Annotated in this window: 13 protein-coding genes and 1 pseudogene; 10 read left to right on the forward strand and 4 right to left on the reverse strand. The window is 72.8% G+C overall.

Annotated features, from left to right (window positions below):
- Nucleotides 1-79: 79 nt before the first annotated feature.
- The 5 genes from D7X74_RS20200 to D7X74_RS20220 all read left to right on the forward strand — a co-directional run bounded on the left by D7X74_RS20200 (nt 80) and on the right by D7X74_RS20220 (nt 16,469).
- On the forward strand, nt 80-3,430 hold the full coding sequence (locus D7X74_RS20200; RefSeq protein ID WP_120534619.1) for a carboxypeptidase regulatory-like domain-containing protein: 3,351 nt from the start codon (nt 80-82) through the stop codon (nt 3,428-3,430).
- Between the two features lie 55 nt (nt 3,431-3,485).
- Complete coding sequence (locus D7X74_RS20205; RefSeq protein ID WP_120534620.1) at nt 3,486-6,212, forward strand: hypothetical protein; 2,727 nt, start codon at nt 3,486-3,488, stop codon at nt 6,210-6,212.
- A 12-nt stretch (nt 6,213-6,224) separates the two neighbouring features.
- Entirely contained in the window at nt 6,225-12,755 is a 6,531-nt protein-coding gene (locus tag D7X74_RS20210; protein ID WP_120534621.1) for a HEAT repeat domain-containing protein, read from the forward strand.
- Nucleotides 12,752-14,617, forward strand: coding sequence for an SWIM zinc finger family protein (locus tag D7X74_RS20215; RefSeq protein WP_120534622.1), 1,866 nt, complete (start codon nt 12,752-12,754; stop codon nt 14,615-14,617). The genes D7X74_RS20210 and D7X74_RS20215 overlap by 4 nt, the downstream gene beginning before the upstream one ends.
- 397 nt (nt 14,618-15,014) lie before the next feature.
- A complete protein-coding gene (locus D7X74_RS20220) occupies nt 15,015-16,469 on the forward strand; it encodes a reverse transcriptase family protein (protein WP_120534623.1) in 1,455 nt (484 codons plus the stop codon).
- 55 nt (nt 16,470-16,524) lie between these two features.
- Here D7X74_RS20220 and D7X74_RS20225 read toward each other — a convergent pair whose 3' ends face one another.
- Nucleotides 16,525-17,535 (reverse strand): alpha/beta hydrolase, encoded by a 1,011-nt coding sequence (locus D7X74_RS20225; protein WP_233602176.1) that lies wholly within the window; start codon nt 17,533-17,535, stop codon nt 16,525-16,527.
- 178 nt (nt 17,536-17,713) lie between these two features.
- Here D7X74_RS20225 and D7X74_RS20230 point away from each other — a divergent pair, with 178 nt between their 5' ends.
- Nucleotides 17,714-19,237: a GMC oxidoreductase gene (locus tag D7X74_RS20230; protein ID WP_120534624.1), complete on the forward strand. Its 1,524-nt coding sequence runs from the start codon at nt 17,714-17,716 to the stop codon at nt 19,235-19,237.
- A 10-nt stretch (nt 19,238-19,247) separates the two neighbouring features.
- Here D7X74_RS20230 and D7X74_RS20235 read toward each other — a convergent pair whose 3' ends face one another.
- Nucleotides 19,248-20,147 (reverse strand): LysR family transcriptional regulator, encoded by a 900-nt coding sequence (locus tag D7X74_RS20235; protein ID WP_199741860.1) that lies wholly within the window; start codon nt 20,145-20,147, stop codon nt 19,248-19,250.
- Nucleotides 20,148-20,229: 82 nt separating this feature from the next.
- On the opposite strand from D7X74_RS20235, the gene D7X74_RS20240 reads away from it, so the two are divergent.
- From D7X74_RS20240 to D7X74_RS20255, 4 genes are all read left to right on the forward strand, one after another.
- Nucleotides 20,230-20,832, forward strand: coding sequence for a cysteine hydrolase family protein (locus D7X74_RS20240; RefSeq protein ID WP_120534626.1), 603 nt, complete (start codon nt 20,230-20,232; stop codon nt 20,830-20,832).
- Between the two features lie 155 nt (nt 20,833-20,987).
- Complete coding sequence (locus tag D7X74_RS20245) at nt 20,988-21,614, forward strand: TetR/AcrR family transcriptional regulator (protein WP_120534627.1); 627 nt, start codon at nt 20,988-20,990, stop codon at nt 21,612-21,614.
- Nucleotides 21,611-22,852 carry a multidrug effflux MFS transporter gene (locus D7X74_RS20250; protein ID WP_120534628.1) on the forward strand — a complete coding sequence of 414 codons (1,242 nt, stop codon included), beginning with the start codon at nt 21,611-21,613 and terminating at the stop codon, nt 22,850-22,852. The genes D7X74_RS20245 and D7X74_RS20250 overlap by 4 nt, the downstream gene beginning before the upstream one ends.
- A 38-nt stretch (nt 22,853-22,890) precedes the next feature.
- On the forward strand, nt 22,891-23,352 hold the full coding sequence (locus tag D7X74_RS20255) for an SRPBCC family protein (RefSeq protein WP_120534629.1): 462 nt from the start codon (nt 22,891-22,893) through the stop codon (nt 23,350-23,352).
- 73 nt (nt 23,353-23,425) lie between these two features.
- On the opposite strand, the gene lnt is transcribed toward D7X74_RS20255, so the two are convergent.
- Both lnt and D7X74_RS20265 read right to left on the reverse strand, forming a co-directional pair.
- Nucleotides 23,426-25,042 (reverse strand): apolipoprotein N-acyltransferase, encoded by a 1,617-nt coding sequence (gene lnt / locus D7X74_RS20260; RefSeq protein WP_120534630.1) that lies wholly within the window; start codon nt 25,040-25,042, stop codon nt 23,426-23,428.
- A pseudogene (locus D7X74_RS20265) lies at nt 25,039-25,341 on the reverse strand (hypothetical protein); the annotation flags it as partial. The gene lnt and the pseudogene D7X74_RS20265, both read right to left, overlap by 4 nt.

Genomic DNA, 25,341 nt, shown 5'->3' on the forward strand with positions numbered 1-25,341 from the left:
CTGACGCCCCGGCGTGCCCCCGCCCCCTCGCGGTCCACGTCAGCCCTGCTGCTACAGTCGCCCACCCTGGAGGGGCGCCATGCGGAAGCCGTCGGCGGTGGTCATCGGAGGGGTGCTGCTGCTGCTCCTCGTTGGAGCGGGCATCTTCTGGTGGCGGTCCCCCACCTCACCGTCCTCGACGGACGCGACCTCCGCCACGTCCCGGCCCGTGCGCCGGCAGCTGTCGGCCACCCCACCCGCGCCACCCCGGGGAGCGCTCCAGGTCCGGGGCCGCGTCCTGGATGCCCGGGGCCAGCCCGTCGCCGGCGTGGAGGTCTCCGCCACGGTGCCCCTGCCGGGAGAGACCCTGTCGGAGCTGCCGTGCGACACCGACCCCGCCGTCTCCCTGGCGGATGGGGACTGCTCCAACGCCTCCGCCTGGGACTGGGCCCTGGAGCTGGTGGCCTCCCGCCGGGGTTCGGCCTTCGTGCTCACCAGCACCCCGTCCGCCCAGGACGGCACCTTCACGCTGGAGGGCCTGCCCCAGGGCACCGTCGCCGTGTGGGCGCTGGGGCCCGAGGGCGCGGCCCTGGAGGAGGACGTGGCCACCGGCACCCAGGACCTGAAGCTGGTGCTCGTCCCCGCGAAGAAGCTCTCCGGCCGCGTGGTGGACGAGGACGGCGCCCCACTCCCAGGCACCCGGCTGACCGTGCTGCACACCGGGAACGCGCGCTACTTCGAAACGGTCGCCGACGCCGAGGGCCGCTTCGCCGTGGGCCCCCTCCCGGAGGCCTCCTACACCCTGGCCGCAGCGCACCCCGGCAAGCTCTCCACCTGGCTCCAGGACCTGGGGCCCCTCCCCCTGGAGGAGGACCTCGTGCTGCACCCGCCCCGGCGCATCGTGGGCCAGGTGCTCGACGGCGAGCGTCCCGTCCCCGGCGTCTCCGTGACGGAGCAGGCCGGTGAGCGCATCGCCGTCACCGACGCGGACGGGCGCTTCACCTTCGACAACCTGCTGCCCTCCGCCTACGTCATGACCGCGGAGCACGACGGCCAGCGGGCCGTCGCGGAGGTGGAGCTGACGGAGCACCAGCTCGACGCGGAGGTGACGCTGAGCCTGGGCAGCGCGTTCTTCGTCGACGCCACCGTGCGCGACACCGCGGGCCATCCCGTGCGCGACGCCGTGGTGGTCGCCGTCGACAGCGACACCTTCGACCGGGGCCTGTGGGGCGTGGGCGTGAACAAGACCCAGCAGACCGACGCGGAAGGCCACGTGCGCCTGGGCCCCCTGGTGGCACGCGCCTACCGGTTCCAGGTGGAGGCCGAGCGGATGCTGGGCCTCTCCGAGGAGCGCACCGTCGGCCGCGACACCCCGCCCCTGGAGTTCGTCCTGTCCCCGGCGGTCATCGTGGAGGGCCAGGTCGTGGATGCCCAGGGCCAGCCGGTGAAGGAGGCTTCCCTGTCGCTGCGGGCGCCCCCCGAGGAGGAGGAGCCCCCGCCGAGGTTCCGGATCCACCTGCACCACGGGCACCGCCCCCGCACCTTCGACGCCACCTCCGACGACACGGGCCACTTCATCATCAAGGTGGAGAAGGCCATGGCCGGCATCATCGCCGTCGAAGCGGAGGGCTACCTGGGACGCGAGCTCCGGGTCCAGGCGCCCGCCTCCGGACTCAAGGTGACCCTGGAGGCCGGCGCGACGGTGCGCGGCACCGTGACCAGCTCCAGCGGCGTCCCCGTCAAGGAGGTGGACGTCACCCTGACGAAGGGCGGCGTGAACGAGGACGACCCGGAGGACCACGGGCGCGTCACCTTCGCGGGCTCCACGGAAGAGGAAGGGACCTTCACCCTCCGGGGCGTGGCGCCGGGCAACTACGCCGTCTGGCTGGAGGCGAGCGAGGGCGGCTACCAGCGCCTGATGCCCCAGCGCGTGGAGGTGCGGGGTTCGGAGACCGTGGAGCTCGCGCTGCACCTGGACCTGGATGGGCGCATCGCCGGCGTGGTGGTGGATTCCAAGGGCCAGCCCCTGGAGGGCGTCGCCGTGCAGGCCGTGGCCAAGGAGGGGGAGGGCAATGGAGGCCGCTCCTATTCCCCCCTGGAGACGAAGACGGGGCCTGACGGCCGCTTCGCCCTGGAGCCGCTGGCCCGGGACTGGGACTACGAGCTGACGGCGACGAAGCCCGGCTACGCGATGCCCCGCCCCCCCGCGAAGCCCGAGCCCGAGCCCGAGGTCGACGAAGACGACGAAGGGACCGATGAGCTGCTCGGGGGGCTGCGGATGGGCCGGTGGGAGCCGGACGAGGAAGACCCCAAGGTCATCGCCCGCGCGGGGAACATGGCCGTGCGCGTCGTCCTGGCCGCCCAGAGCCGCATCACCGGACGGCTGGTGAAGGCGAACGGGGCGCCCATCACGCGCTTCGAGCTGAACGAGGAACCCGTGCGCGACCCGCGCGGGGCCTTCACCGTCTTCGTGGACAAGCCCGGCCTCCAGCACCTGACCTTCAAGGCCCTGGGCCACGCGTTCACCCAGCGCGACGTGCGGGTCCCCGCCGGGCGCGACGTGGACCTGGGCGAGGTGCGCATCGAAGCGGGGCACACCGTCCGGGGCCGCGTGGTGGACGACGCGACCGGCGAACCGCTGGAGGGCGTGGCGATCTCCCTGTCCCTGCCCCCCGAGGAGCTGAAGGCCGCGGCGGAGGAGGAGTCGGGGGAGAAGTACGAAATCTACGAAGTCGACGGCAGCTTCCTGGACGCCACCACCGCCCGGGATGGCACCTTCACGCTGCCCTCCGTGGAGTCCCGGCCGTACCGGCTCACCGCGCGGCACAATGGGGCGGGGGAGTACGCGACGCTGGAGCGCGCGCTGGGCCCCACCGAGGACACGCTCGAATTGCGCCTCCAGGGCGATACCCGCCTGGAGGTGACGGTGAAGGACGCGCAGGGCAGGCCCTATCCCTCCATGGTGTCGGTCCGCTCGGAGCGGGATCAGGAGGCCACGGACTACATTCCCGACGATGAAGCGCGGACCGTCTTCCGCGAGCTGGAGCCTGGTGACTACCTGGTGGGCCTGCGCTCCAGCGATGGCCCGTACGCGGCGCCCTACCAGAAGGTGCGCGTCGAGGCGCATCGCGTCACCCGGGTGCAGCTCCTCGCGGCCGCGAAGGGCGCCACGGTGACGGTGCGCTGGGGCGAGCGCGGGCCCCAGGGACTCGTGCTCTTCTTCCCGGGCACGGTGCCGCTGCCGGGCTCGGATGCCGCGACGGGGCAACTGCGCGGGAAGGGCCTGCGCACGTCCTCCGGCAACGAGACGTGGAGCAACGTGCCGCCCGGGCCCTACACGCTGATGGTGCTGCACCACCGGGGCAACGGGAAGTGGCTGACGTACCGGCAGGACGTGACGGTGGGGGCCGCCGCCGAGCAGGAGGTGCAGGTGCCCACCATCACCTGGTGAGGCCTGGGTCATCAGGGCCTTCTGGTGACGAAGAGCTGTGTTAAACCCCGGACCCATGACCCCGAGCGACGCGCTGAGCGCAACGGACCTCGAACGTCTGGCCAGGGCGGAAGCACCCGACCTCGCCGAGGCCGTGCTGGCGTTCCTGGACCAGCCGGACAAGACGTCGGACACGCCGCTGCCGCAGGGCGCGCTCGACTTCGACGCGCTGAAGTCCCTGCTCGCGCAGGCGCAGCAGCGCGGCGAGAAGGCCGGCCGCCGCCAGGGCTCGCATGAGGCGTGGCAGCGCTTCCTCGCGCAGAAGGACGTGCCCATGCCCGCGCGCTTCGCGCTCGCGGACCTGCTGGTGTCCCTGTACGAGAAGAACAGCGAGCCCGCGCGGGCCGCGCTCTTCACGCTGGTGAAGGAAGCGCCGCTGAAGTTCGGCCTCTGGGCCGGCCTCAAGCGCATCTACAAGCTGGCCGAAGCGCGCCACGACGCGGAGATGTTCGGCGTGCTGGCGTGGAGATTCGACACCGAGCGCGGCAGCCACCGCTCGCGCGAGGTGGGCGGCGGCACCCTCACCTACCTCCAGCGCCGGGCCTGGCGCTTCCTGCGCCACCTGGGCGCGGCCGTCCCGGAGCTCTACCCGCAGTTCGCGGTGGAGGTGCTGCGGCACTACCAGCCGGACACGTCCTGGTCCTCCTGCTGGGTGGCGCACCACGTCTGGGCGCACAACAGCCGCAACTACTCCGCGACGCGCTTCCCCATCCAGCCGCCCGCGGACATGGTGAAGCAGCGCATGTACCCGGACGCGTGGAAGCGCTCGCCGGACGCGCTGATGCGCCTGTTGGACACGTGCGGTTCGGACCCGGCCGCGAAGTTCGCCATCCAGGGCCTGCGCAAGGACTTCCCGGAAGCGCTGCGCAAGGTGACGCCCGCGTGGCTGGACCGGCTGGCGCGCCGTCCGCTGGGCACCGCCCACGACTTCCTGGTGGAGACGCTCCAGGGCTCGCCGGAGTTCCACCAGGGCAAGCTGCGCGCCGTCGGGCTGCACGACGCGGTGCTGGCGCTGCTGGAGTCCCCCAGCGACAAGGCCCGGGCGTACGCCATCGAGTACGCGCGCGGCCACGCGCAGGACATGCCCGCGGAGAGGCTCGCGGAGCTGGTGGAGCACGGCGAGGACGACGTGGTGGCCTTCGCCGCCGCCACGCTGGAGAAGCGCAAGCCGCGCGAGCTGGGGCTGGAGCTGCTGGGCCGGCTGCTCATCACCAAGGCCACGGCGGGCTTCGCGGCGAAGGCGCTGGAGCAGTCCTTCGACCGGGCGGAAGTCACGCAGGACTTCCTGCGCGAGCAGCTCTTCGGTCAGCAGGAACAGCTCAAGTGGGCCACGGGCTACATCGCGTCCAAGTACGCCGCCGGGGAGATGCCCGCGTCGTTCTGGAAGCAGACGCTGATGGAGGCGAAGCGCTCGAAGCGGCCGCGCATCGTGGAGGACGCGGCGATGAAGGCGCTGGGCACGTACAAGCCGGCGGACATCGGGCCGGAGTGGCTGCTGGACCTCGTGTCCAATCCGCGCCTGGGCCGTCAGGCGGCGCAGTGGCTCACGCGCGCGGACAGCCTGCCGGGCCTGGACGTGGAGCGGGTGAAGGCGCTGGTGTTCAGCGCGAAGCACCGCGAGACGGCGCTGGCGCTGCTGGGCAACCGCAAGCTCTTCACCGCGCGGCAGCTCACGGTGCCCTGGCTGCTGGCGCTGGCGCGGCGCGCGGACCCCACGCTGCACGACTTCGGGCACCGCTACCTGCTGGAGAACGTGGTGCCCGCGGACTTCAGCGACACGGGCGACGCGGCACAGGGCCTGGAGCGCCTGTTCGACCTGGCGCTGGGCGCGAAGCAGCCGGCCCCGGTGCGCACGTTCGCGCAGACGTACCTGCGCTGCCACCACCCGGGCATCGGGCCGGAGCAGCCGGAGTCGAAGTCCTACGACATCAAGCCCCGGGCGCCTCGCAAGGCGTACACGCCGGAGAAGCTGTGGCCCGCGCTGTTCGATGCGCGCGACGACGTGCGCCGCTTCGCGCTGACCATCGCCCGCTCGGAGCTGCGCGCGTGGGGCTACCAGACGCGGGTGTACGAGCTGGCGGACTCGGACGCGAAGGAGATCCGCAACCTGGCCTATGACGCCCTCTTGAACGCGGGCGAGCCGGGCGCGGATGCGCGCCACACGCTGCAGCCGGAGGAGCTGGACGCGGGCAAGGTGTTCGCGCTCACGGAGTCCACCAAGCGCAGCACGCGTGAGGTCGCCGTGGAGCTCATCCGCCGGCACTACGCGCGGCTGGGCGGGGCGGAGCGGCTGTCCGGGCTGATGCAGAGCGCGGACCGCGAGGTGGGCCTGTTCGCGGTGCGCCTGCTCTGGGAGAAGCACCGGCCGCTGCACCTGCCGGAGGACTGGAAGCCCGCGGGCGGCGTCAAGGACGCGCGCGAGGCGGGCGGCACGACGCGCTTCTCCGACGTGGAGGCGCTGCGCACGTTCCTGCGGCGCATGCTGTTCGGCCTGCCGCCGGGGCGCGCGAAGGAAGCGCGCGAGGGCGACGTGCAGCGCCGGCTGTCCGCGAGCGTGGCCAAGCGCCGCGTGGTGGAGCTGGTGCGGGACCTGGGTCTGGAAGAAGAGAGCTTTGCCCGCGTGGTGGCGCCCGTGCTGGGCGAGTTCACCGGGTCGGTGGCGAAGGGCGAGTGGCAGAGCTGTCTGGCCTCGCTGGTGCAATTGCAGGCGGCTCACCCGGGCGTGCAGCTCGGCGGCATCTAGGACAACGACACCATGGCCAACCTCTCCATCGGCAACATCGAGAAGGTCCGTGCGCTCGCGGCCAATGCCCGCCTGCTGCTCGTGGGGGGCACGCGTGCCGCCCCGGACAGCCGCCTCACCGCGTACGAGCCCGGCACCAACAAGGTCCTCTGGACGGCGTCGCTGCCCGCCCACGTGCTGGGGCTCGCGCTGTCGGGCGAGCGCTACGCGGCGGCCGGCGCGGACGGCACGGTGCGCTTCGGGTCGCTCACCGACGGCGCGGTGCAGTTCCAGCTCCACGGCGCGCACCCGGGCGGGTGCACGGCGTTGGCGTCCAGCGCGGACGGCAAGGTGCTCTACACGGCCGGCGTGGACGGCTTCGTGCGCGCGTGGGACTGGGAGAGCACGCGCAAGCTGAAGGAGTGGAGCGCGTCGCCGCAGCCGCTGCGCGCGGTGGCGGTGGACCCCTCGCACACGTACGTCGCCTGCGCGGGCGATGACGGCGTGGTGCGCTCGTTCACGGTGGCGTCCGGAGCCCAGCGGGACATGGCGGGCCACGAGGGCGCGGTGCGCGCGCTGGCCTTCACGCCCCGCGACGGGCGGCTGGTCTCCGCGGGCGACGATGGGAAGCTGCGCATCTGGTACCTGGTCGGCGCGGTGGAGTTCGAGGTGCGCGGCGAGAAGGACAGCGGCCACGCGGGCCCGGTGCTGGGGCTGGTGTTCCCGCCCACGCCCCCGGCGGAACCGGGCCAGGAGCCGGCGGAGCGCATCGCGTCGGTGGGTGGCGACGGCAAGCTCAAGGTGTGGCGGCTGGACGAGCGTCGCAAGCCGCGCACGTTCGAGCTGGGCACCAAGGCCGTGCACGCGGTGGCCTTCGGGCCGCCAGCCAACCCCCGTCAGGCGAAGCAGGTGCTGGGCTTCGTGTTCGTGGGCGGAGATGAGCGCACCGTCACGCGCATCACGCTGGGCACGGATGGCAAGCCCACGGACGAGACGGTCACGTTCACGCACGGCTTCGACGTGCTCAACGAGGCGCGCAAGGCGGGCCGTCCCCGCCGCGAGGCCGCCGTGCGCGAGGCCGCCGCGCTGCTGGAGCCGGAGGCACTGGAGTTCGCGCTGGCCCTGCTGGGCACGGATCCGGACGCGGAGGTGCGCAAGCTCGCCGCCACTGAGTTGGGCGCGCAGGGCCGCACCGCCGCGCGGGCGAAGCTGCGCGAGCGGCTCAACGACGACGTGGTGGGCGTGCGCACCGCCGCGCTGGACGCGCTGACGAAGCTGGAGACGGAGTCGCCGCTGGCGGCCCCGCGCGCGGCGCTCGACTCGCGCTTCTCGGACACGCGGGTGCTGGCGCTGCGCCGGCTGGCGAAGCTGGGCGGCACGTCGCCGCTGGTGCCCGGACTCATCTCCGGCAAGCTCGCGGACGACAAGGCGCCCGTGGGCGAGGCCGCGCTGGACGCGCTCGTCGCCGTCTCCCCCGCCGGCAGCACGGAGCCCCTGAAGCTGGCCTTCGAGCGCGGCCCCGCCGCCCTCAAGGTGGAGGTGCTGCTGCGCACCTCGGTGGCGGGCCTGCTGGGTGACCCGCGCATGCAGCCGCTGGTGGCGCGCGCGCTGGACGACGCGGACCGGGACGTGCGCCGCGTGGCCTTCGCCGTGCGAGTGTTGGAGCGCCGGGCGCTGGCGCTCACGCTGGAGAAGCAGGACGAGGAGTTCGCCCGCTCGGTGCGCGAAGTGGCGCGCATGCTGATGCTCCAGTCGAAGCGCGCGGCCGGGGACGCGGAGGCGAAGCTCACCACCGACGCGGAGCTGGCCACCGCGCGCGAGAAGCTCTTCGCCAACGCCACGGCGGGGGCGGCGCTGACGGAAGCCGACCTGGAGCCGCTGCTGGCCGCCATGGCGTGCCGCATGCCGGACACGGCGGTGCGCGGTGCTCGGGGCCTTGCGCAACTGGGCGATGGACGGGCGCTGGGTGCGCTGTTGCAGCTGTCGCGCGAGGACGAGTCGGCCATCCGTCGGCAGGCGGCGGCCTCGCTCCAGGCGTTGCAGGACCCGCGCGCCCGCGAGCGGCTGGTGTGGATGCTGGACGACGCGGACGCGGACGTGCGCGCCACGGCGTTGGAGGCGGTGGTGGCGCTGGACGTGGACGCGCCCCTGTCCGCCGCGGAGGCCGCGCTGCGCTCCGGGCACGAGGACGTGCGCGTGCGCGGCCTGGACCGGCTGGTGAAGCTGGGCGCGAAGGCGGAGGGCGCGGAGCCGCTGCTGGGCAACGCGCTGGAGGACGAGTCCGGCAAGGTGCGCGGCGAGGCGTTCCGCACGCTGTGGGCGTGGAACGAGAAGGCGCCGGAGAAGGCCGTGGACCGGGCGCTGACGGGCCGCTTCCCGGACCTGCGCAACCGCGCGGTGGAAGTGCTCGCCCAGCGCGGCACGGAAGACTGGGCGCTGGGGCGGCTGAAGAAGTCCGTGGAGGACCGCGACGTGGCCGTGGCCACCGCCGCCTACGAGGCATGGGTGAAGCTGGCGGGCAAGGAGAAGCCGGAGCCGCACCTGGCCGCGCTCGCCTCCACGCACCCTGCCCTGCGCGAGAAGGCCGCGAAGGGCTCCATCCACGCCCCCGCGGAGCCCCTGCGCTCCGCGCTCCTCAAGCGCGTGCAGGACGAGCACCTGGAGGTGGCGGTCGCCGCGCTGGACGCGCTCGACAAGCTCATCCCCACCGAGAACGGACCGTTGCTCGCGGGCATCGCGGCGACGGCGCTGCCGGTGCGCGTGCGGGCCGCGGAGCTGCTCGCTCCTCGCGGCGCGGAGGACATCATCGAGCCCATGCGCGGGCTCATCACCGACAAGGACCTGGAGCGGCTCTACCCGCCCGGCTACCTGGTCCCGCTGCGGATCCGCGCATCGCGCGCGCTGGCCACGCTGGGCTCGCGGCGCCTGCTGGGCTTCTACGCCACCGTGCTCCTGCCGCACGAGCTGTCGGACCTGCAGGAGCAGGGCGCGCGCGGTCTCGCCACCGCGAGCCGTCGGGGCGACGAGGGCGCGCTGCTGGACGCGCTGGGCCACTCGCTGGTCGCGGCGCGCTCGTGGGCGGCGGACGGTCTGTCGCGCCTGGGTGATGCCCGCGCGCTGCCGGTGCTCACCGGCAACCTGCGCCATGAGCACCTGCCCATCCGGCTGGGCGCCATCCTCGCCTTCGCGGCCCTGGGCCCGGAGGGAGACGGCGGCCTGCTGCACGGCCTGGAGGACTCCGCGCGCGAGGTGCAGGAGATGGTGTTCGCCATCGTGCTCGCCCGTGACCTGCGCGCCAGCCGCGATGGTGAGCCGCCGGACCTGCTGACCAGCGCCCTGTCCAGCGGCCGTCCGGAAGTGCGTTATGCGGCGGCGCGCGCGCTGGAGCTGCGCACGGAGCCGGAGGCATACCGCGCGCACCTGGTGGAGGTGCTGTTGCCGCCGCGCCCGGAGAAGGCCGGCGACATGAAGGACTGGCCCTCGGAAGAGGACCGGGCGAAGCGCGTGGTGGGCCTGGCCGAGGCGCTCTCCAGCGCCCAGCCGGAGCAGCGCTACGCGGCGGCGCAGGTGCTGCTGCTGCGCAACAAGCCCCTGGACTACTTCCGCGAGGCGCAGAAGGTCGCGCGGCCCCGCACGCTGGAAGCACCCTGGAAGCCGGAGACGGCCGAGGGCGCGTCGCACGTGGTGCAGCCGTCCACGCCGGAGAAGCAGGGCACGGCGTCCGCCACGGGCAAGAGCTGGCTGCGCCGCCTCTTCTCCGCGGTGAAGCCGCCGGAGGGCAGCACCGCGACGCCGCAGACGGCGACCCAGGCGGAGCGCCAGCACCTGCGCCGGCTGGCGTTCGGCGCCTACGTGGGCCTGCTGCGTCAGGTGTCCGCGGGCGACGAGGAAGGCCACCGCGTCCGCCGCGATGCCGTGGACCGCGTGGTGAAGCTCACCCTGGAAGGCTACGCGGGCACGTCCGCCGCCGTGGCCGCCCTGCTGCGCGCGCTGGAGGATCCGCACCAGTTGGTGCGACGCGCGGCGCTCGCGGGCCTCAAGGAGCTGTACCCCGCTGGCAGCGATGAGCCGCTGGCGCTGGCCCTGGCCTCGCTGTCGCCGGACGTGGCCCGCGCGGCGCTGGAAGAGCTGGCGGAGCGCGGCGACGCGGCCCGTCCGCGCGTGACGGCGGCGCTCAACTCGCCGCTGCCGGAGGTGCGCAAGTCCGCCTTCGAGTTGCTGGAGAAGCTGAGCCCGGCGGGCAGCCTGGATCCGCTGCTGGCGGCGCTGGGCAGCGAGCACGCCGACCTGCGCGTGGGCGTGATTGAGCGGCTCGCGGGCGCCAACGACCCGCGCGTCACCGAGGCCCTGGGCCGCGCGGCCGGCAGCGAGCACGAGGACCTGCGGCTGCGCGCCGCGGAGCTGCTCGCGTGGCGTGGGGATGACCGGGCGGTGGAGGTGCTGGGCACCTTCCTGCGCTCCGAAGTGCCGCAGGTGGTGCGCCGTGCACAGGAGGCCCTGGCGCGGCTGGGAACCTCCGCCGCCGTGGCCGCGCTCGCCGCGCGCCTGTCCGTCGCGACGGAGATTCCGGAGCGCACGAAGCTGGTCGCCGCGCTGGGCCGCACCCGCCGTCCGGAAGCGCTGGACGTGCTCGCGCGCCAGAGCGTGGAGGACGAGAACACCACCGTGCGCCTCGCCACCGTGACGGCCGCGATGCAGCTCACCTGGCCGCCGGAGCAGGAGAAGCTGAGGGAGCGGGATCGCGACCTGAAGAAGCGCGACGCGGCGCTCGCCGTGCGCTTCCTGAAGGTGGCCGTGCGCAGCAACGACGTGGAGGTCCGCAAGGCCGCCGCCACGGAGCTGGAGCATGGCAAGAACGAGGGCCAGGACGCGCTGCTCGTCTCGCTCTTCACCGACCGCGACGTCACCGTGCGCGCCGAAGCGGTGGCGCGCTACTCGAAGCGCGTGGTGGAGCAGGGCGCGGCGGTGGAGCCGCTGGAGGAGATCCTCCGCGCGGGCGCCCGCGAACTGATGCTGCCCGCGGCCGAAGGCGTGGCGCACCTGCGCCGGACCAGCGCCCTGCGGCCCCTCTTGCTGTACTCGCGCGCCGGTGAGGGCGAGGAGCGTGGCCGGGCCCTGCTCGCGCTGGGCACCCTGGGAGACGCCCGCGCCCTCTCCGAACTGGAGACGGTGGCGGGAGGAGGCACCGCGGACGCGCCCGCCGAGCAGGACATGGTGCTGGCCGCCATCGAGGCCCTGGGCCGGCTCGCCAGCCGTCTGCCCGAGGGCGACGAGCGCCGCCGCATCGAGGAGAAGGTGGAGGTCGCCGCGGTGGAGGGCACCTCCTCCGAGCACCAGGAAGCCGGCGTGCGCGGCCTGCGCGCCATCGGTGGGGAGCGCGCCCGGGTGAAGCTGGAGGCGCTGCTCGCCGACAGCGACACGGACGACGAGGTGCGCATCACCGTGGCGAAGGAGCTGGGCAAGCTCGGCGACCCGGAGGCGGAGAAGGCCCTGGCCGCCGCGCTGGACGAGGATGACGACGACCTGCGCGAGGCCGCGCGCAAGGCGCTGGACGTGCTCTTCCCGAACGACCGCACGCGGGTGGAGTTCCTCGCCGTGGCCAGCACCCAGGAGGACATCTCCGAGCCCGCCGCCACCTACCTCGCCAGCGAAGGCGACCCGGCGCAGCTCGTGCCCCGGCTGGCCACCCTGGAGAGCGCGGAGCTGCGCCTGAGACTGCGTCGGGGGCTCGCCCGTCGGGGCGCGCTGCCCCTGCCGGAGGTCATCGCGCTGGTCGGCCACGACAAGCCGGAGGCCCGCGAGGAGGCCGCGCGACTGGTGGGCACCTGGACGGGTGATGCGCAGGCGACGGGCGCGGTGGACACCGCCAGCCTGACCCGCGCGGTCGTCGCCTCCGAACGGCGCACCGCCGCCTCCTGGGCCGCCACGTCGGCCCCGAAGCGCGAACCACTGGCCAGCGCCTGGGAGCGCCTCCTGTGGGCGGGCTCCCGGCTGGGCGCGAAGGAGCTGGTCGCGACGTCCGCCGAAATCCTGCGCAAGGGTGAGGCCCATGCCCCCGCGGGCGTGCGCCAGGAAGCCGCGCGCGTGCTGGGGCGGCTGAAGGCGACGAACGAGGCGCAGGCCCTGCGCGCCGCGCTGGCGGATCCGGACGCCCCGGTGCGCTCCGCCGCCGCGTCGGTGCTGGCCGCGCTGGTGCCGGACCAGGCCGCCGCCTGGGCGCTGGAGGTGAAGCCCTTCGACCCGGTGGCCATGGGCCCCACGGGCGCGAAGGTGGCGCCGGGCCTGCTCACGGCCAGCGAGCCGCGCCGGCTCGCGGTGCCCGCGCTGCTGGCGAAGAAGGACCTGGGACCGCTCAAGCCCGTGGCATCCGACGCGAAGCCGGAGGTGCGGCAGGACGCGTGGGCCGCGCTGGGCCGCCTGGGTGGTGACGAGGCGGCGGAGCTGCTGAAGACGGCGGCCTTCGACAAGTCGCAGTCGGTGGAGCTGCGCAAGGCGGCCTACCGCGCCCACAAACGTGCACGCCGGGCCGCCGAGCGCGCCCGCAAGGAAGGTCAACCGTCGTGAGCACCGCAACCGCACGTCATCCCGTCGCGCTAAACTACGCCGCCGCGAGCGACGTGGTCGTCACCCCGGACGCCTCGCGCGTGCAGCTGGCCCTGGAGGGCTCACGCGGCACCGTGGGCGTCAGCGGCCGCGTGAAGGACCCCACCCTCTTCCGCGACGCGCTGGCCGCCGCCTTCGGCGTCCTCTCCAGCGACCTGCGCTACCGGGGACGCGATCGCACCGCGTACCTCGCGTACCTGATGAAGCAGGGCAAGCGCGCCAGCGCTCAAATCTGGGAAGCCCAGAAGGCGTTCCTCGACAGCGCGCTGGAAGGGGATGAGAAGAAGGACGCGGTGCTGGACCCCGTCCTCACGGTGGATCCGGACCAGGTGTCGCTGGAGGTGTTCTCCCGCGACGAGAGCGCCTATGCGCGCCTGGCCTTCGACAACAGCCTCTTCGACAACCGCGAGGCCGCGCACGGCTCCACCTTCCTGGACGTGCCCGCGGACCTGCCCGCCCGGCTGGATCGCCTGCGCGCCTACGCCCCGGTGACGCTGGAGGCCCACGTGGCCCCCTCCGCGAAGGCCGCGCCCCCCGCGTCCGGGGAACCCCGAGCCCCGCGCAACGTGGACGTGCCGCACGCATGGCTGCGCGGCTTCCTCCAGGTGCAGTCGGCCGCGACGCTGCCGGCCACCACCTGCTCCATCGCGCCCATCGACCTGTACAACCTGCTCTTCGCGCTGCGCACCCGCCGCGCGAAGAAGGCGCCCCGCGCGCTGAGATTCGAGCTGGTCCCCGGCGCCGCGCCCCGGCTGGTGCTGGAGCCGTGGGAGCAGGTGCTGGAGTGCCACGGCGGCCCGTACCAGGGCCACGCGCCCGCGGTGGTGCGCACCTTCGGCCGCAATCGCCTCACCGCGCTCGCGCGCCTGCTGCCCCACGCGAAGAGCGTGCACGTGCAGCTCCTGGGACCGGGCCTGCCGGTGTTCTGGGTCATCGACCTGGGCGTGGCCACGCTGACGCTGGGGCTCACCGGCTGGACGGAGAGCGGCTGGTCCAGCGCGGCGGCCTTCGACGCGCTGATGCCCCGCGACGTGCCGGAGCCCCTCGCGGAGAAGCTGCGCCAGCGCCTGCGCGCGGACGGCCCGCTGACCTTCGACGTGCTGGCCAAGGACGCGGGCGCGCCCAAGGACCAGGTCCGCGCCGCGCTCCAACTGGAGTGCCTGCGCGGCCGCGTCCTCTTCGACGTGGCGCGCGGCGCCTACCGCCCCCGCGAGCTGATGCCCACCCCGGTGGACGAGGCCGCGCTGCGCTACGGCAACGAGCGCGAGGCGCGCGCCCACCGCCTGCTGGGCGACGGCGGCCCTGGCGCGGGCGAAGTGAAGCTCACCCAGGTGCACGACCTCGTCGGCGAGGGCACGCGCATCCAGGGCGAGGTGGTGGACCGCGAGGCCGTGCGCAGCTTCTTCCCCAGCTTCACGCTGGACCTGGAGGGCCGCGTGAAGGACGCGGGCTGCGGCTGCCCGCACTTCCGTCGCTCCGGGATGCGTGAAGGCCCGTGCGAGCACATGCTCGCGCTGCGCCTGGCGTACGCGCGCCGTCGCACGGAGGAGGAGGCGCTGCGTCAGACGCCGGAGGGCCGCAAGCTCATCCGCGCGGAGACGCGTTCGTACGTGCGCCGCGACCCGGCGACGGGTCTGGAGCAGGTGTACCGCGTCTCGCTGGATGGCAAGGTGGTGGTCCTCGCGTGGGGACCGCGCCTGGGCGACTCGCGCCACCAGCGCCTGTGGTTCGATTCGGATACGGAAGCCCGGACGGCGTACTTCAACCGTCTGGAGAAATTGACCGCTGACGGCTACATCGACGCGGCCTCGACTCTGGTGTAAACCCTCAACCAACGGCCCGGCCGCCGACGGGGCGGCTGGAAGGATGGGTGCGACGGACGCAACACGAATGACGAGTGGTCGAGAGAGGTCTGGACCGCATCAGCCTTAGCGCCTCGAGCGCGGGAGCGGCGTTGCGCCGCTCTGGTTGAAATGCTGGACACTCTCCGCAAGGTAGCCTGTTCTTGGCTCTCTCCCTCCGGTGCACTGGTGGCCGGGTGGGAAGCGGAACCAACGACGCAACCGCCGTTTTCCCACCCGGCCACCAGTGCACCGGAGGGGAGAGCCGGTGAGGCTACCGTGCCCCAGGTGAGCTGGTGGTGCATTCCTGGCCTCCCTCGACCGCTCGAATTCGTCCGTCGCCCCTCCTGAAGCCGCCGCGCCCGTCGAAGGTGCCTCGATGACCGCCAAGCTGGAGTCGTTCGTCCCCGCCGCCCCGCCGCAGGCCGTGCCCGAAGTCCCGCCGGCCGCCGCGTCCAACACCGCCACCGCATCCAAGCGCGAGGCCCGCCGCGCCGCGCACGACGTGCTGCTCGCGCGCTGGAAGGCCATCACCGAAGCCGGTGGCACCGAGGAATGGGTGCAGGCGCAGCTCGTCGCCAAGGGCGCGCTCGCTGACGAGGTGGACTTCTCCTCCCTCAAGGAGAAGGAGAAGACCGCCTGGAAGGAGAAGAAGAAGGCGGAAGCCGTGGAGCGCCGCGCGCTCGGGCGCCAGGCCCATGAGGCGTGGAAGGCCACGCACATCAACCACCTGGGCGTGGGCATCCATTGGAGCGAGGCGGAAGGGCCGGACCGCTTCGACCTGGAGCACCGCGAGGAGCGCGCGCGCGTCAACGGCCTGCCCACGCTGGACACGGCGGAGGCGCTGGCGAAGGCGCTGGACATCAGCGTGTCCAAGCTGCGCGGCTTCGCGTTCCACCGCGACGTGGACACGGGCTCCAACTACGTGAGCTGGCGCATCCCCAAGCGGGACGGCAGCGAGCGGACCATCACGTCCCCCAAGCCGGAGCTGAAGCAGGCGCAGCGCTGGGTGCTCTCCAACATCGTGGAGCGGCTGCCGGTGCACGGCGCGGCGCACGGCTTCGTGGCGGGGCGCTCCATCCTCACCAACGCGCTGGCCCACCAGGGCGCGGACGTGGTGGTGAAGGTGGACCTGAAGGACTTCTTTCCCACGGTGACGTGGCGGCGCGTGAAGGGCCTGTTGCGCAAGGGCGGCCTGCCGGAGGGCACGTCCACGCTGCTGGCGCTGATGTCCACCGAGGCCCCGCGCGAGCTGTTGTCCTTCCGGGGCAAGACGCTGCACGTGGCGAAGGGGCCGCGAGCGCTGCCGCAGGGCGCACCCACGTCGCCGGGCATCACCAACGCGCTGTGCCTGCGGATGGACAAGCGGCTCTCAGCGCTGTCGCGCAAGCTGGGCTTCACGTACACGCGCTACGCGGACGACCTGACGTTCTCCTGGACGAAGGCGAAGGCGCCCAGGGCGCGCCGGGCCCAGGGCGCGCCGGTGGCGGTGCTGCTCGCGCGGGTGAAGGACGTGGTGGAGGCGGAGGGCTTCACGGTGCACCCGAACAAGACGCGCGTGGCCCGCAAGGGCAGCCGTCAGCGGGTCACGGGGCTCGTGGTGAACGAGGCGAAGGACGGAACGCCCGCCGCGCGAGTCCCCCGCGACGTGGTGCGCCGCCTGCGCGCGGCCATCCACAACCGCCAGAAGGGCAAGCCGGGCCGCGAGGGCGAATCGCTGGAACAGCTCAAGGGCATGGCGGCCTTCCTGTACATGACGGATCCGGTGAAGGGCCGCGCGTACCTGGATCAGCTCGCGAAGTTGGAAGCCGCCGCGCCCCCGGCCGAGGCGTAGCAGGCAGCACGGGCCCGCTCGCGCCAAAGCGGGCCCCGACTTCATCCCGAGAGCGTCAGCGCCCCGTGCGCTCCCCTGCTCCCGCCTTCGTCTTGCGCGAGGGCTTCTTCGCGGGAGCCTTCTTCTTCCCCGGTGCCTTCACCGCGGGCGCAGGCTCCACGGCCGCCGCATCCTCCGCGACGGGCCCGACCTTCAGCGCCTCATCCGCGAACGCGCGCAGCCGGCGCGGATACTCCTCGGGAGCCGTCGCGGCGAAGTTGCCATGTGACGCGCCGGGGATGCGCCACGTCTGGGCATACGGGCCCACATGCGCGAACAGCTCATCCAGCAGCACCTGCCCGGACTCCTCCGTCCCCGCGACGATGAGCAGGGGCCGGGGCCGGATGTGGTCCACCGCATCGAGGGTCCGCACCTGCTCCAACTGGATGCCCCGCCGCCAGAAGGGCAGCAGCGCCCCCGTCTGCGTCACCACGCCGAAGCGCCGGAAGTCATATGCCGCCGCCAGCCGCAGCGTGTTGAAGGGCGACAGCAGCACCACCGCCGCGACCTTCGGATCCTTCGCCGCCACCTCCGCCACCGCCGCGGAGCCAATGGAGAACCCCAGCGCCCCCACCCGCGAGGGGTCCACGTCCGGCTGCGCCCGCACGAACTCCAGCGCCGAGCGCACATCCATGCGCTCCTTGTCACCCCACGTGGACGTCTCACCGCCGCTCTGCCCGTGCGCGCGCAAATCAAACAGCAGCACCCCGTAGCCCGCGTCGCGCAGCACCCGCGCCTCCGGCAGGAGGTCCACGCGGGTCTGCGACAGGCCATGCGCCAGCACCCACGCCGCCTTGTTGCGCGAAGGCATGTACCAGCCGCGCAGCTCCACCCCGTCCTCGGTGCGCAGCGTCACCTCCCGAGCGGACGCGGAGGCCAGGTCCGCGGGCAGCACCGCCACCGGCTTCGGGTAGTGGAAGTACTGCTCGGAGCGCCACGCCGCCCGGCCGAAGAGGGCCAGCGCCACCAGCAGACACGGCAACACCACCAGGACGCCCAGCAGCCGCCCCCACCGAATCCGCTTCAACAGACCCGCCATTGTCCGACCCTCTCCGACAGAAGCACCCCAGGGGGAAGTCCCGGCCCCGGGCTTGTGTTGGCACCGGCCTGACCTCTACACCCTCTAGGTCCCAACGAACTCCTGGCTTACAGTTTAGACAAACTTTAGCAGCGGCGGCAGAAAGACCGTCCAGGTGAGTGCGGCAATGAAGCTGTCCAAGACGGTCTACGACGCGGTGGTGGTGGGTTCCGGGGCCTGTGGGGGTTGGGCCGCCAAGCAGCTGACGGAGGCGGGCCTCCGCGTGCTGGTGCTGGAAGCAGGCCGGAGCGCGCAGGCGGACAAGGTGCTGCACGTGATGCACCGCGTGCGGCAGAAGCTGGGCTACCGCGTGGAGTCCGACGCGGACCGCAAGGGGCGTCAGTCCATCCAGGCGACGAGCTTCGCGTGGCCCTTCCACCCGCACGCGTTCGTGGACGACGTGGACAACCCCTACACGACGCCGGACGACGCACCGTTCGCATGGATCCGCGCGCGGCAGGTAGGCGGGCGCACCAGCGTGAAGAGCCACGGCCGCCAGTTCTACCGGCTGTCGGACTTCAACTTCCACGCGGGCAGCCTGGACGGGCTCAGCCCGGACTGGCCGCTGTCGCTCGCGGAGCTGGCGCCGTCGTACGAAGTCGTCGAGCGGTGGATGGGCCTGTATGGCAATTCGGACGGCGTGGACACGCTGCCGGACTCCGTCTTCGCGGGGCCCGCGCCGCTGTCGCCCGGCGAGGTCCGGCTGCGCGAGAAGGTGAGGGCCCGCTGGCCCAACCGCCACGTCGTCGCCCGGCGCACCTCCAACGCGCCGGTGACGCTGCCGGCGGCCCAGAAGACGGGGCGCCTGACGCTGCGCTCGCACGCCATCGCCAGCCACGTGATGCACGACCCGAACACCGGCAAGGTGACGGGCGTGTCCTTCATCGACGCGAACACCGGCACGTCGGAAGAGGTGCACGCGAAGGTGGTGGTGGTCGCTGCTGGGACCATTGAATCCACGCGGTTGCTGTTGCACTCGCGCAACCGGGCGTTCCCGGACGGCCTGGCGAACAGCTCCGGCCTCTTGGGTCGCCACCTGATGGACCACATCTACCTGCGGGGCATCGAGGCGCGCATGAACCTGCCCGCGCACCTGCAGCAGAAGGCGCACGGCTGGGCGTACGTGCCGCAGTTCCGCAACGTCACCGAGCGCGACCCGAACTTCGCGCGAGGCTATGGCGTCCAGGTCTTCTCCTTCGACGACCAGCTCCACATGGTGCCCTTCGGTGAAATGCTCCCGCGCGCGGAGAACCGCGTCACGCTGAGCGGCACGGTGAAGGACCGCTGGGGCGTGCCGGCGGCGCACATCGAGTGCAGACACTCCGACAACGAGTTGAAGATGACGGAGGACGCGGTCAGCTCCTGCCTGGAGATGCTGGAGGAGTCCGGCTGCACGGTGGAGCAGGTCAACCGGACGTTGTCCCAGCCGGGCATGGCCATCCATGAGGTGGGCACCGCGCGGATGGGCAGGGACGCGAAGACGTCCGTGCTCAACCCCTTCAACCAGAGCTGGGACATCCCCAACCTCTTCGTCACGGACGGCGCCTGCTTCCCCTCCCAGGGCCCGCAGAACCCCACCCTGACGATGATGGCGCTCACCGTGCGGGCCTGCGCGCACCTGGTGGGCGAACTCAAGGCCGGCCGCCTCTGAGACGACCGGATCACTTCAGCGGTGCCGGGCTGAATGATGCGCCGCCGGGGCCAAGCCGCTCCTTCTCCTCCTCGAACGCGCCGACCACCGCGTCGATGACGGCGCGTACGCGCGGGACGTCCTTCAGGTCGGGGTGCACGACAAGCCACGCCTCGCGCACCGGTGGCGGGGCGGGCGGCGGCAGGGCGATGAGACCGCCCTCTTCCCCGGCGAACCAGTGCGGCAGCAGGGCTTTACCGAAGCCTGCCCGGACTGCCGCGAGCTGCCCCATGAGCGTATTGGTGCGCAGCACGAGACGCTCACCGGCCGCGTGCTGGGCGAGCCACTTCGCTTCAGGGATGTGGGCGAGGGAGTCGTCCAAGCCCACCCACGCCGACGTGTCCCCGTCCGGCGCCGCGTAGACGCCGTAGGCAAGACTCGCAAGGCGCCGGGCGACCAACTCCCCCACCTGCGGGCGCGCAAGACGGACGGCCACGTCGGCCTCCCGCTTGGCGAGACTGAGCGCGCGCGAATCGCTCACCACCTCCAGGTGGATGCCGGGATGGCGGCGGTGGAGCGCTGCGAGGCGCGGGATGAGGAAGCGCTCAGCCAGCGTCTCCGTGGCCGTGAGCCGCACCGTGCCCGTCAGCCCCGCCTGCTGTCCGCTGCGGCGCAGGATGCCGTACGCGCGCTCCTCCATGTCCGCCGCCAACTCCAGCACCGCCGCCCCATCGGCGGTGAGCAGGTAGCCGTCGGCGCGACGGTCGAACAGCGTGCGGCCGAGCGTCTGCTCCAGGGCGGCGATGCGCCGTCCCACCGTGGCGTGGCTCACCTTCAGCTCCCGCGCCGTCGCCGACAGGCTTCCCGCGCGCGCCAGCGCCACGAAGACACGCAGGTCTTCCCAGTCCAGGGGGCCTGGTCGTTTCTGCACACCCATTGCGCGAAGATAGCGGCGGGCTGTGCAGGGATGCACGGGCTACTCAGCGGCCTGACACCCACTCCACGGAGCCCGCATGTCCGCCCCCCGCACCCTCTTCTCCCTGGCCGGAGCCCCGACCCACCCCTCCCCTTTCGACCGCGCGGCGCTCGTCATCATCGACGCGCAGGTGGACTACACCGCGCGCGGCAGTCTGCCGTTGGTCGGCATCGACGCCGCGGTGGAGGAGGCGGCGCGTCTGCTTGAGCTGGCCCGCCGCCACGGCACGCCCGTCTTCCACGTCGTGCACCACGGCCCTGTCGGCAGCCCGCTCTTCGACCCCCAGGGGCCGGGCAGCGCCATCATCTCCGCGGTGGCCCCCAGGGAGGGCGAGGCCGTCGTGACGAAGGCCCTGCCCAACGCCTTCGCGGGGACGGACCTCCACCAACGCCTCCAGGCGACCGGGCGCACCGAGCTCATCGTCGCCGGCTTCCAGACGCACATGTGCATCTCGGCCACTGCGCGCGCCGCGCTCGACCTCGGCTACCGCAACACGGTGGTGGCCGCCGCCACCGCGACGCGCGACCTGCCTGGCGCCCTGGGCGGCGTGGTGCCCGCCGCCGAGCTGCAGCGCACCGAGTTGGCGGCGCTGGCCGACCGCTTCGCCGTGGTCGTGAAGGACTGCGGAGCCTGGGCGTAGGAACCCACCCCTCTTCGCCCACGCACGCGTCGACCGCTCGAAGACGATGGGGCCCGCGATTGCGCCCGGCGACATCGGGCCCTGGCCCCCAAAACAGCCCCTTGCGTCGTCGGTGCGGATTGGTTACCAACCAGTCAGTAACTAATCCGCCCACCATGTCCCGACCCCAGCGCGTCCTCGATTCGCAGATTGATGAAGCCGCCCGCGCCGTGTTCCTGGAGCAGGGTCCGGCGGCGCCACTGCATGACATCGCGAAGCGGCTGGGCATCTCCCAGGCAGCCCTCTTGCACCGGGTGGGCACCAAGGAAGCGCTGATGCTCCGAGCGCTCCGGCCGGTGCCGCCTTCCGCCGTGGCGCTGCTGGCGCCGGGCCCTCGCGAGGACGCATCCGTGGAGGACCAGCTCCTGGAGGCGCTGCTGCACCACCGGGACTTCCTGCGCCAGTTGGTGCCGTGGCTGTTCGTGCTGCACTACTCGATGCTGGGGGGCGCGCGGGCCATGCAGACGGACACCCCGCCGCCCGTGGCGCTGCGCAAGGCGCTGACCACGTGGCTGTCCCGGGTGAAGCGCGCGGGGCTCGCGGACCTGGCGGCACCGAAGGTCGTGGCCGAGGCCCTGTGCGGCGCGCTGGAGGCCCGCTGCTTCAACGCCCACGTGGGCGGCGCCACCTATGCCCCGGGCGAGGACGCCGCCGTCCTGCGCCAGCTCATCCGCGTGCTCGTCGTCGCACCCGCGACCCGGTCACGCCCCGCGAAGAAGCCCCCGAAGAGGAGCACCCGATGACGACCGCCACCCCGAAGACCTCCCGGTCCACGGAGGGTCCCGGCCTCGTCATCCTGCTGGGCTCGCTCATCGGCTTCGGGCCGCTGTCCATCGACATGTACCTGCCGGCGTTCCCCTCCATCGCGGAGTCGCTGCACGCGAGCGCGGGCGAGGTGGAGCGCACGCTGGCCACGTTCTTCGCGGGGCTCGCGCTGGGGCAGCTCTTCTCTGGCCCGGTGAGCGACCGGTTCGGTCGCACGAAGCCGCTGTACGTGGGGCTGGCGCTCTACGTGATGGGCTCCATCGGCTGCGCGCTCGCGCCGTCGGCGGGGGTGCTGGCGGCGTGGCGGTTCGTGCAGGCGCTGGGCGGCTCGGTGGGCATGGTGTCCTCGCGGGCCATCGTGAGGGACCTGCACTCGGGCGCGGCGGCGGCGCGGATGATGTCGCGGCTGGTGTTGGTGATGGGGCTCGCGCCCATCCTGGCGCCGCTCCTGGGCGGCTGGGTGCTGCACGCGTCCGGGTGGCGCACCATCTTCTGGAGCCACGCGGTCATCGGTCTCATCGCGCTGGGCGCGGTGTTCGCCATCCTCCCGGAGACAGCGCCGCCGAGGAGCGGGCCGTCACAGCCCTTCCGCTCCATGGTCCGCATCGTGCGCCAGCCGGACTTCCTGGGGTACGCGCTGGCGGTGGGGCTCGCGCAGGCAGGGATGTTCGCGTACATCGGCGGATCGCCCTTCGTGTTCATCACGTTGCACGGCGTGGCGCCGGGGAACTTCGGGTGGTTCTTCGGAGCGAACGCGGCGGGGCTGGTGGTCGTGTCGCAGCTCAACCACCGGTTGCTGGCGCGCTCCTCGCCGGAGCGGGTGTTGCGATGGTCGGTCCGCGTGGCCGCGCTCGCGGGGCTGGCCTTGGTGGGCGTGGTGGTGACGGGCCTGGGCGAGCTGTGGGGCATCGCGCTGTCGCTGTTCGTGTTCGTCTCCAGCCTGGGCGCCATCACGCCCAACGCGACCGCGCTGGCGATGGAGCATCAGGCGAAGCAGGCGGGCATCGCGTCGGCGGTGCTGGGCGCGCTCCAGTTCCTGCTCGCGGCCAGCGCGTCCGCGGCGGTGAGCGCGAGCCACGACGGCACCGCGAGGCCCATGGCCCTGGGCGTGGCCACCACCGCCCTGCTCGCCCTGGGAGCGCTCGTCCTCGCGCGCCGAGCGGCACCGCCCGAACAGGGTACGCCCGCGGACGAAGCCCCCGCGCCGATGACCTGAACAGCGGACAGGGCACAGGCGCCTGCTACTGTCTGGGAATGGCTTCGACCCGCATCCACCGCCATGTGAACGCCCCCCGTGCGAGCGTCTATCGCGCGCTTCTTGATGCGCGAGCGATCGCAACGTGGAAGGTGCCGGACGGCATGACCAGCCACGTGCATGAGTTCGACCCCCGGGAAGGGGGCGCGTTCCGGATTTCACTCACGTACGACGCGCCGACCGCGACGGGCAAGACGACCGCGCACACCGACACGTACCACGGCCACTTCGCGAAGCTCGTGAAGGACGAGCAGGTGGTCGAAGTGACAGAGTTCGAGACGGAGGACCCCGCGCTGCGCGGCGAGATGACCATCACGTTCACGCTCGTGGATGCGGTGGGCGGTGGCACCGACGTCCTCGCCGTGCACGAGGGCCTCCCGAGCGGCGTGCCGCCCGCCGACAATGAGGAAGGCTGGCGGATGTCCCTCGCGAAGCTCGCGGCCTACGTCGAAGCGGGCTAGCGGAACACCGGACAGCTCACTTCGGGGGCGGGCGAATGCACCGAGCACTCGGGCCCGGTGGCCCGTCAGCCCGTCACGCTGAAGCGGCCCGAGCGCTCGCGCCCCGCCGCCGGAGCCACACACCGAGCCCCACGGACAACACCAGCGCCACGGGACCCAGCCAGTCTCCCCACGCGCCCGCGAGCGAATGCAGCCGCTCCGCCGCCGGCACGCGCATCACCACGCTGGATCGCTGGTTGTCTTCCATCTCGGAGGTCCACGTTCCCGCGGGGTCGATGAACGCGGAGACGCCGGAGTTGGTCACACGCACCTGCGCGGTGCGCGTCTCGATGCTGCGGAAGGCCGCGTGCATCAGGTGCAACCGGGGCGCGGGCGTGCCGGAGAACCACGAGTCATTCGACAGCGTGAGGAGCAGCTCCGCGCCCTGGCGCACCTCCTCCGCGACGTAGCTGGGAAAGAGCGCCTCGTAGCAGATGAGCGGAGCGACCTTGAGCACGCGTCCGCCGTTCAATCGGAAGTCCACCATGCGAGGCCCAGGCCCGCGCTTCCAGCGGCCCGTCCACGGCATCCACGCCCGCAGGGTGGGTGAGTCCAGCGCGTCCGGCACCCACTCCGTCAGCGGGAACAGCATCGTCTTGCGATACGCGGCCTGCGCCAGCTCCCCCGTCGCGGAAGGGCCCAGGAACATGGCCGCGTTGAACTCGCGTTCACCGTCCAGGTCATACGTGCCGAACACCAGCGGCACGCCGCGCTCCGCGACCCACGCGCGGATCTCCTCATCCAGCGCCCCGCCGTCCTCGCTCTTCGGCGTGCCGAACGTCGTTGGGTACACCGTCTCCGGCCACACCAACAGGTCCAGCGGCCCCGAGCGAAGCAGCGCGTCCGACATCGCGTAGTGCGTGTCCAGGATGTCGCGCACCACCTCGTAGGTGCCCTCCTCCGCCGCCCGCTTCTCGATGTTCGTGATGTTCGCCTGCACCGCGCCCACCGTCAGCGCCGGAGCGGAACGCACCGCCGAGCGCACCTGCCCCAGCCGCACGGCCCCATAGCCGAAGCCCACCACCGCCAGCACCAGCGCCAGCACCAGCGGCACGGGCTTCAAGCCCCGCCGGGCCGCGAGTCCCTGCCCCACCGCGACGAAGCACTCGTTGACGAGCAACAGGCCGAGCGTGAGGCCCGGAGCCCCCGCCACGTCCGCGCCCTGGCGGAGGACTTCCGATGCGTAGAGGCCGTGTCCCAGCGTCTCCGCGAACAGCTTGGGCGTGAACCACTCGGTGCCCACGTACACGAGCGCGGTGAGCAGGGGCGGCACCCACGCGAGGCGCGAGTCCGTCCCCACCTTCCGCCGCGCGTACCAACGGATCCACGAAGCGGTGAGGAACTGGAGCTCCAGCACGGGAGCGATGAGCAGGAACACGCCCCAGCACAGCCACGCCGGCGCATGCGAATACGCGGCGATGGCGCCCGGGAACCAGCCAAAGACAAGCGCGGTGAACGTCACCGACAGCAGCGTGCCCAGGGCCAGCGCGCGGCGCGCCGAAGGGGCCCGGTCCACGGCCGCGAGCCACGGCGCCATCGCCACCGCGCCCAGCCAGACGAAGCCCGGTCGCAGCTCACCGAAGAGGGCGAACAGCCCGGTGGTGGCCGCGACGCCCAGGAGCGCCCCGGCCCACCCTCGCCATGCTGTCACGGCGCGTCCCCGTCCTCGGGCTCGGCGGGAAGTTCCAACATCTGGCGGGGCATGCCGGGGGGCGCCAGTTCCTCGGGCACGACGCGGTTCTCGGGGATGGGGATGGGCTGCCCGTTGGCGTCCTTCGGGACGAAGTCCGGGTCGAACATCAGGATGGCGGCCACGGGCTGACCGTGGTCCGTGGCCTGGTAGTGGCGCAGGTAGCCGGGGGGCAGCTCGAAGCCCTCGGGCACGACGAGTCCGCGCTTCAGCGGCTTGGTGCCGCGCTGGTACAGCGCCGTCCCGCTCTTCTCCTGCGG

Origin of the sequence: Corallococcus sp. CA047B (assembly GCF_003612065.1) — a bacterium.
Lineage (GTDB): Bacteria > Myxococcota > Myxococcia > Myxococcales > Myxococcaceae > Corallococcus > Corallococcus praedator.

Excerpts from the sequence above, each read along its gene's own strand:
- D7X74_RS20210 (WP_120534621.1), top strand. The coding sequence starts at position 6,225 with ATGGCCAACCTCTCCATCGGCAACATCGAGAAGGTCCGTGCGCTCGCG.
- D7X74_RS20200 (WP_120534619.1), top strand. The coding sequence starts at position 80 with ATGCGGAAGCCGTCGGCGGTGGTCATCGGAGGGGTGCTGCTGCTGCTC.
- D7X74_RS20255 (WP_120534629.1), top strand. The coding sequence starts at position 22,891 with ATGGCTTCGACCCGCATCCACCGCCATGTGAACGCCCCCCGTGCGAGC.
- D7X74_RS20230 (WP_120534624.1), top strand. The coding sequence starts at position 17,714 with ATGAAGCTGTCCAAGACGGTCTACGACGCGGTGGTGGTGGGTTCCGGG.
- D7X74_RS20240 (WP_120534626.1), top strand. The coding sequence starts at position 20,230 with ATGTCCGCCCCCCGCACCCTCTTCTCCCTGGCCGGAGCCCCGACCCAC.
- D7X74_RS20205 (WP_120534620.1), top strand. The coding sequence starts at position 3,486 with ATGACCCCGAGCGACGCGCTGAGCGCAACGGACCTCGAACGTCTGGCC.
- D7X74_RS20250 (WP_120534628.1), top strand. The coding sequence starts at position 21,611 with ATGACGACCGCCACCCCGAAGACCTCCCGGTCCACGGAGGGTCCCGGC.
- D7X74_RS20245 (WP_120534627.1), top strand. The coding sequence starts at position 20,988 with ATGTCCCGACCCCAGCGCGTCCTCGATTCGCAGATTGATGAAGCCGCC.
- D7X74_RS20220 (WP_120534623.1), top strand. The coding sequence starts at position 15,015 with ATGACCGCCAAGCTGGAGTCGTTCGTCCCCGCCGCCCCGCCGCAGGCC.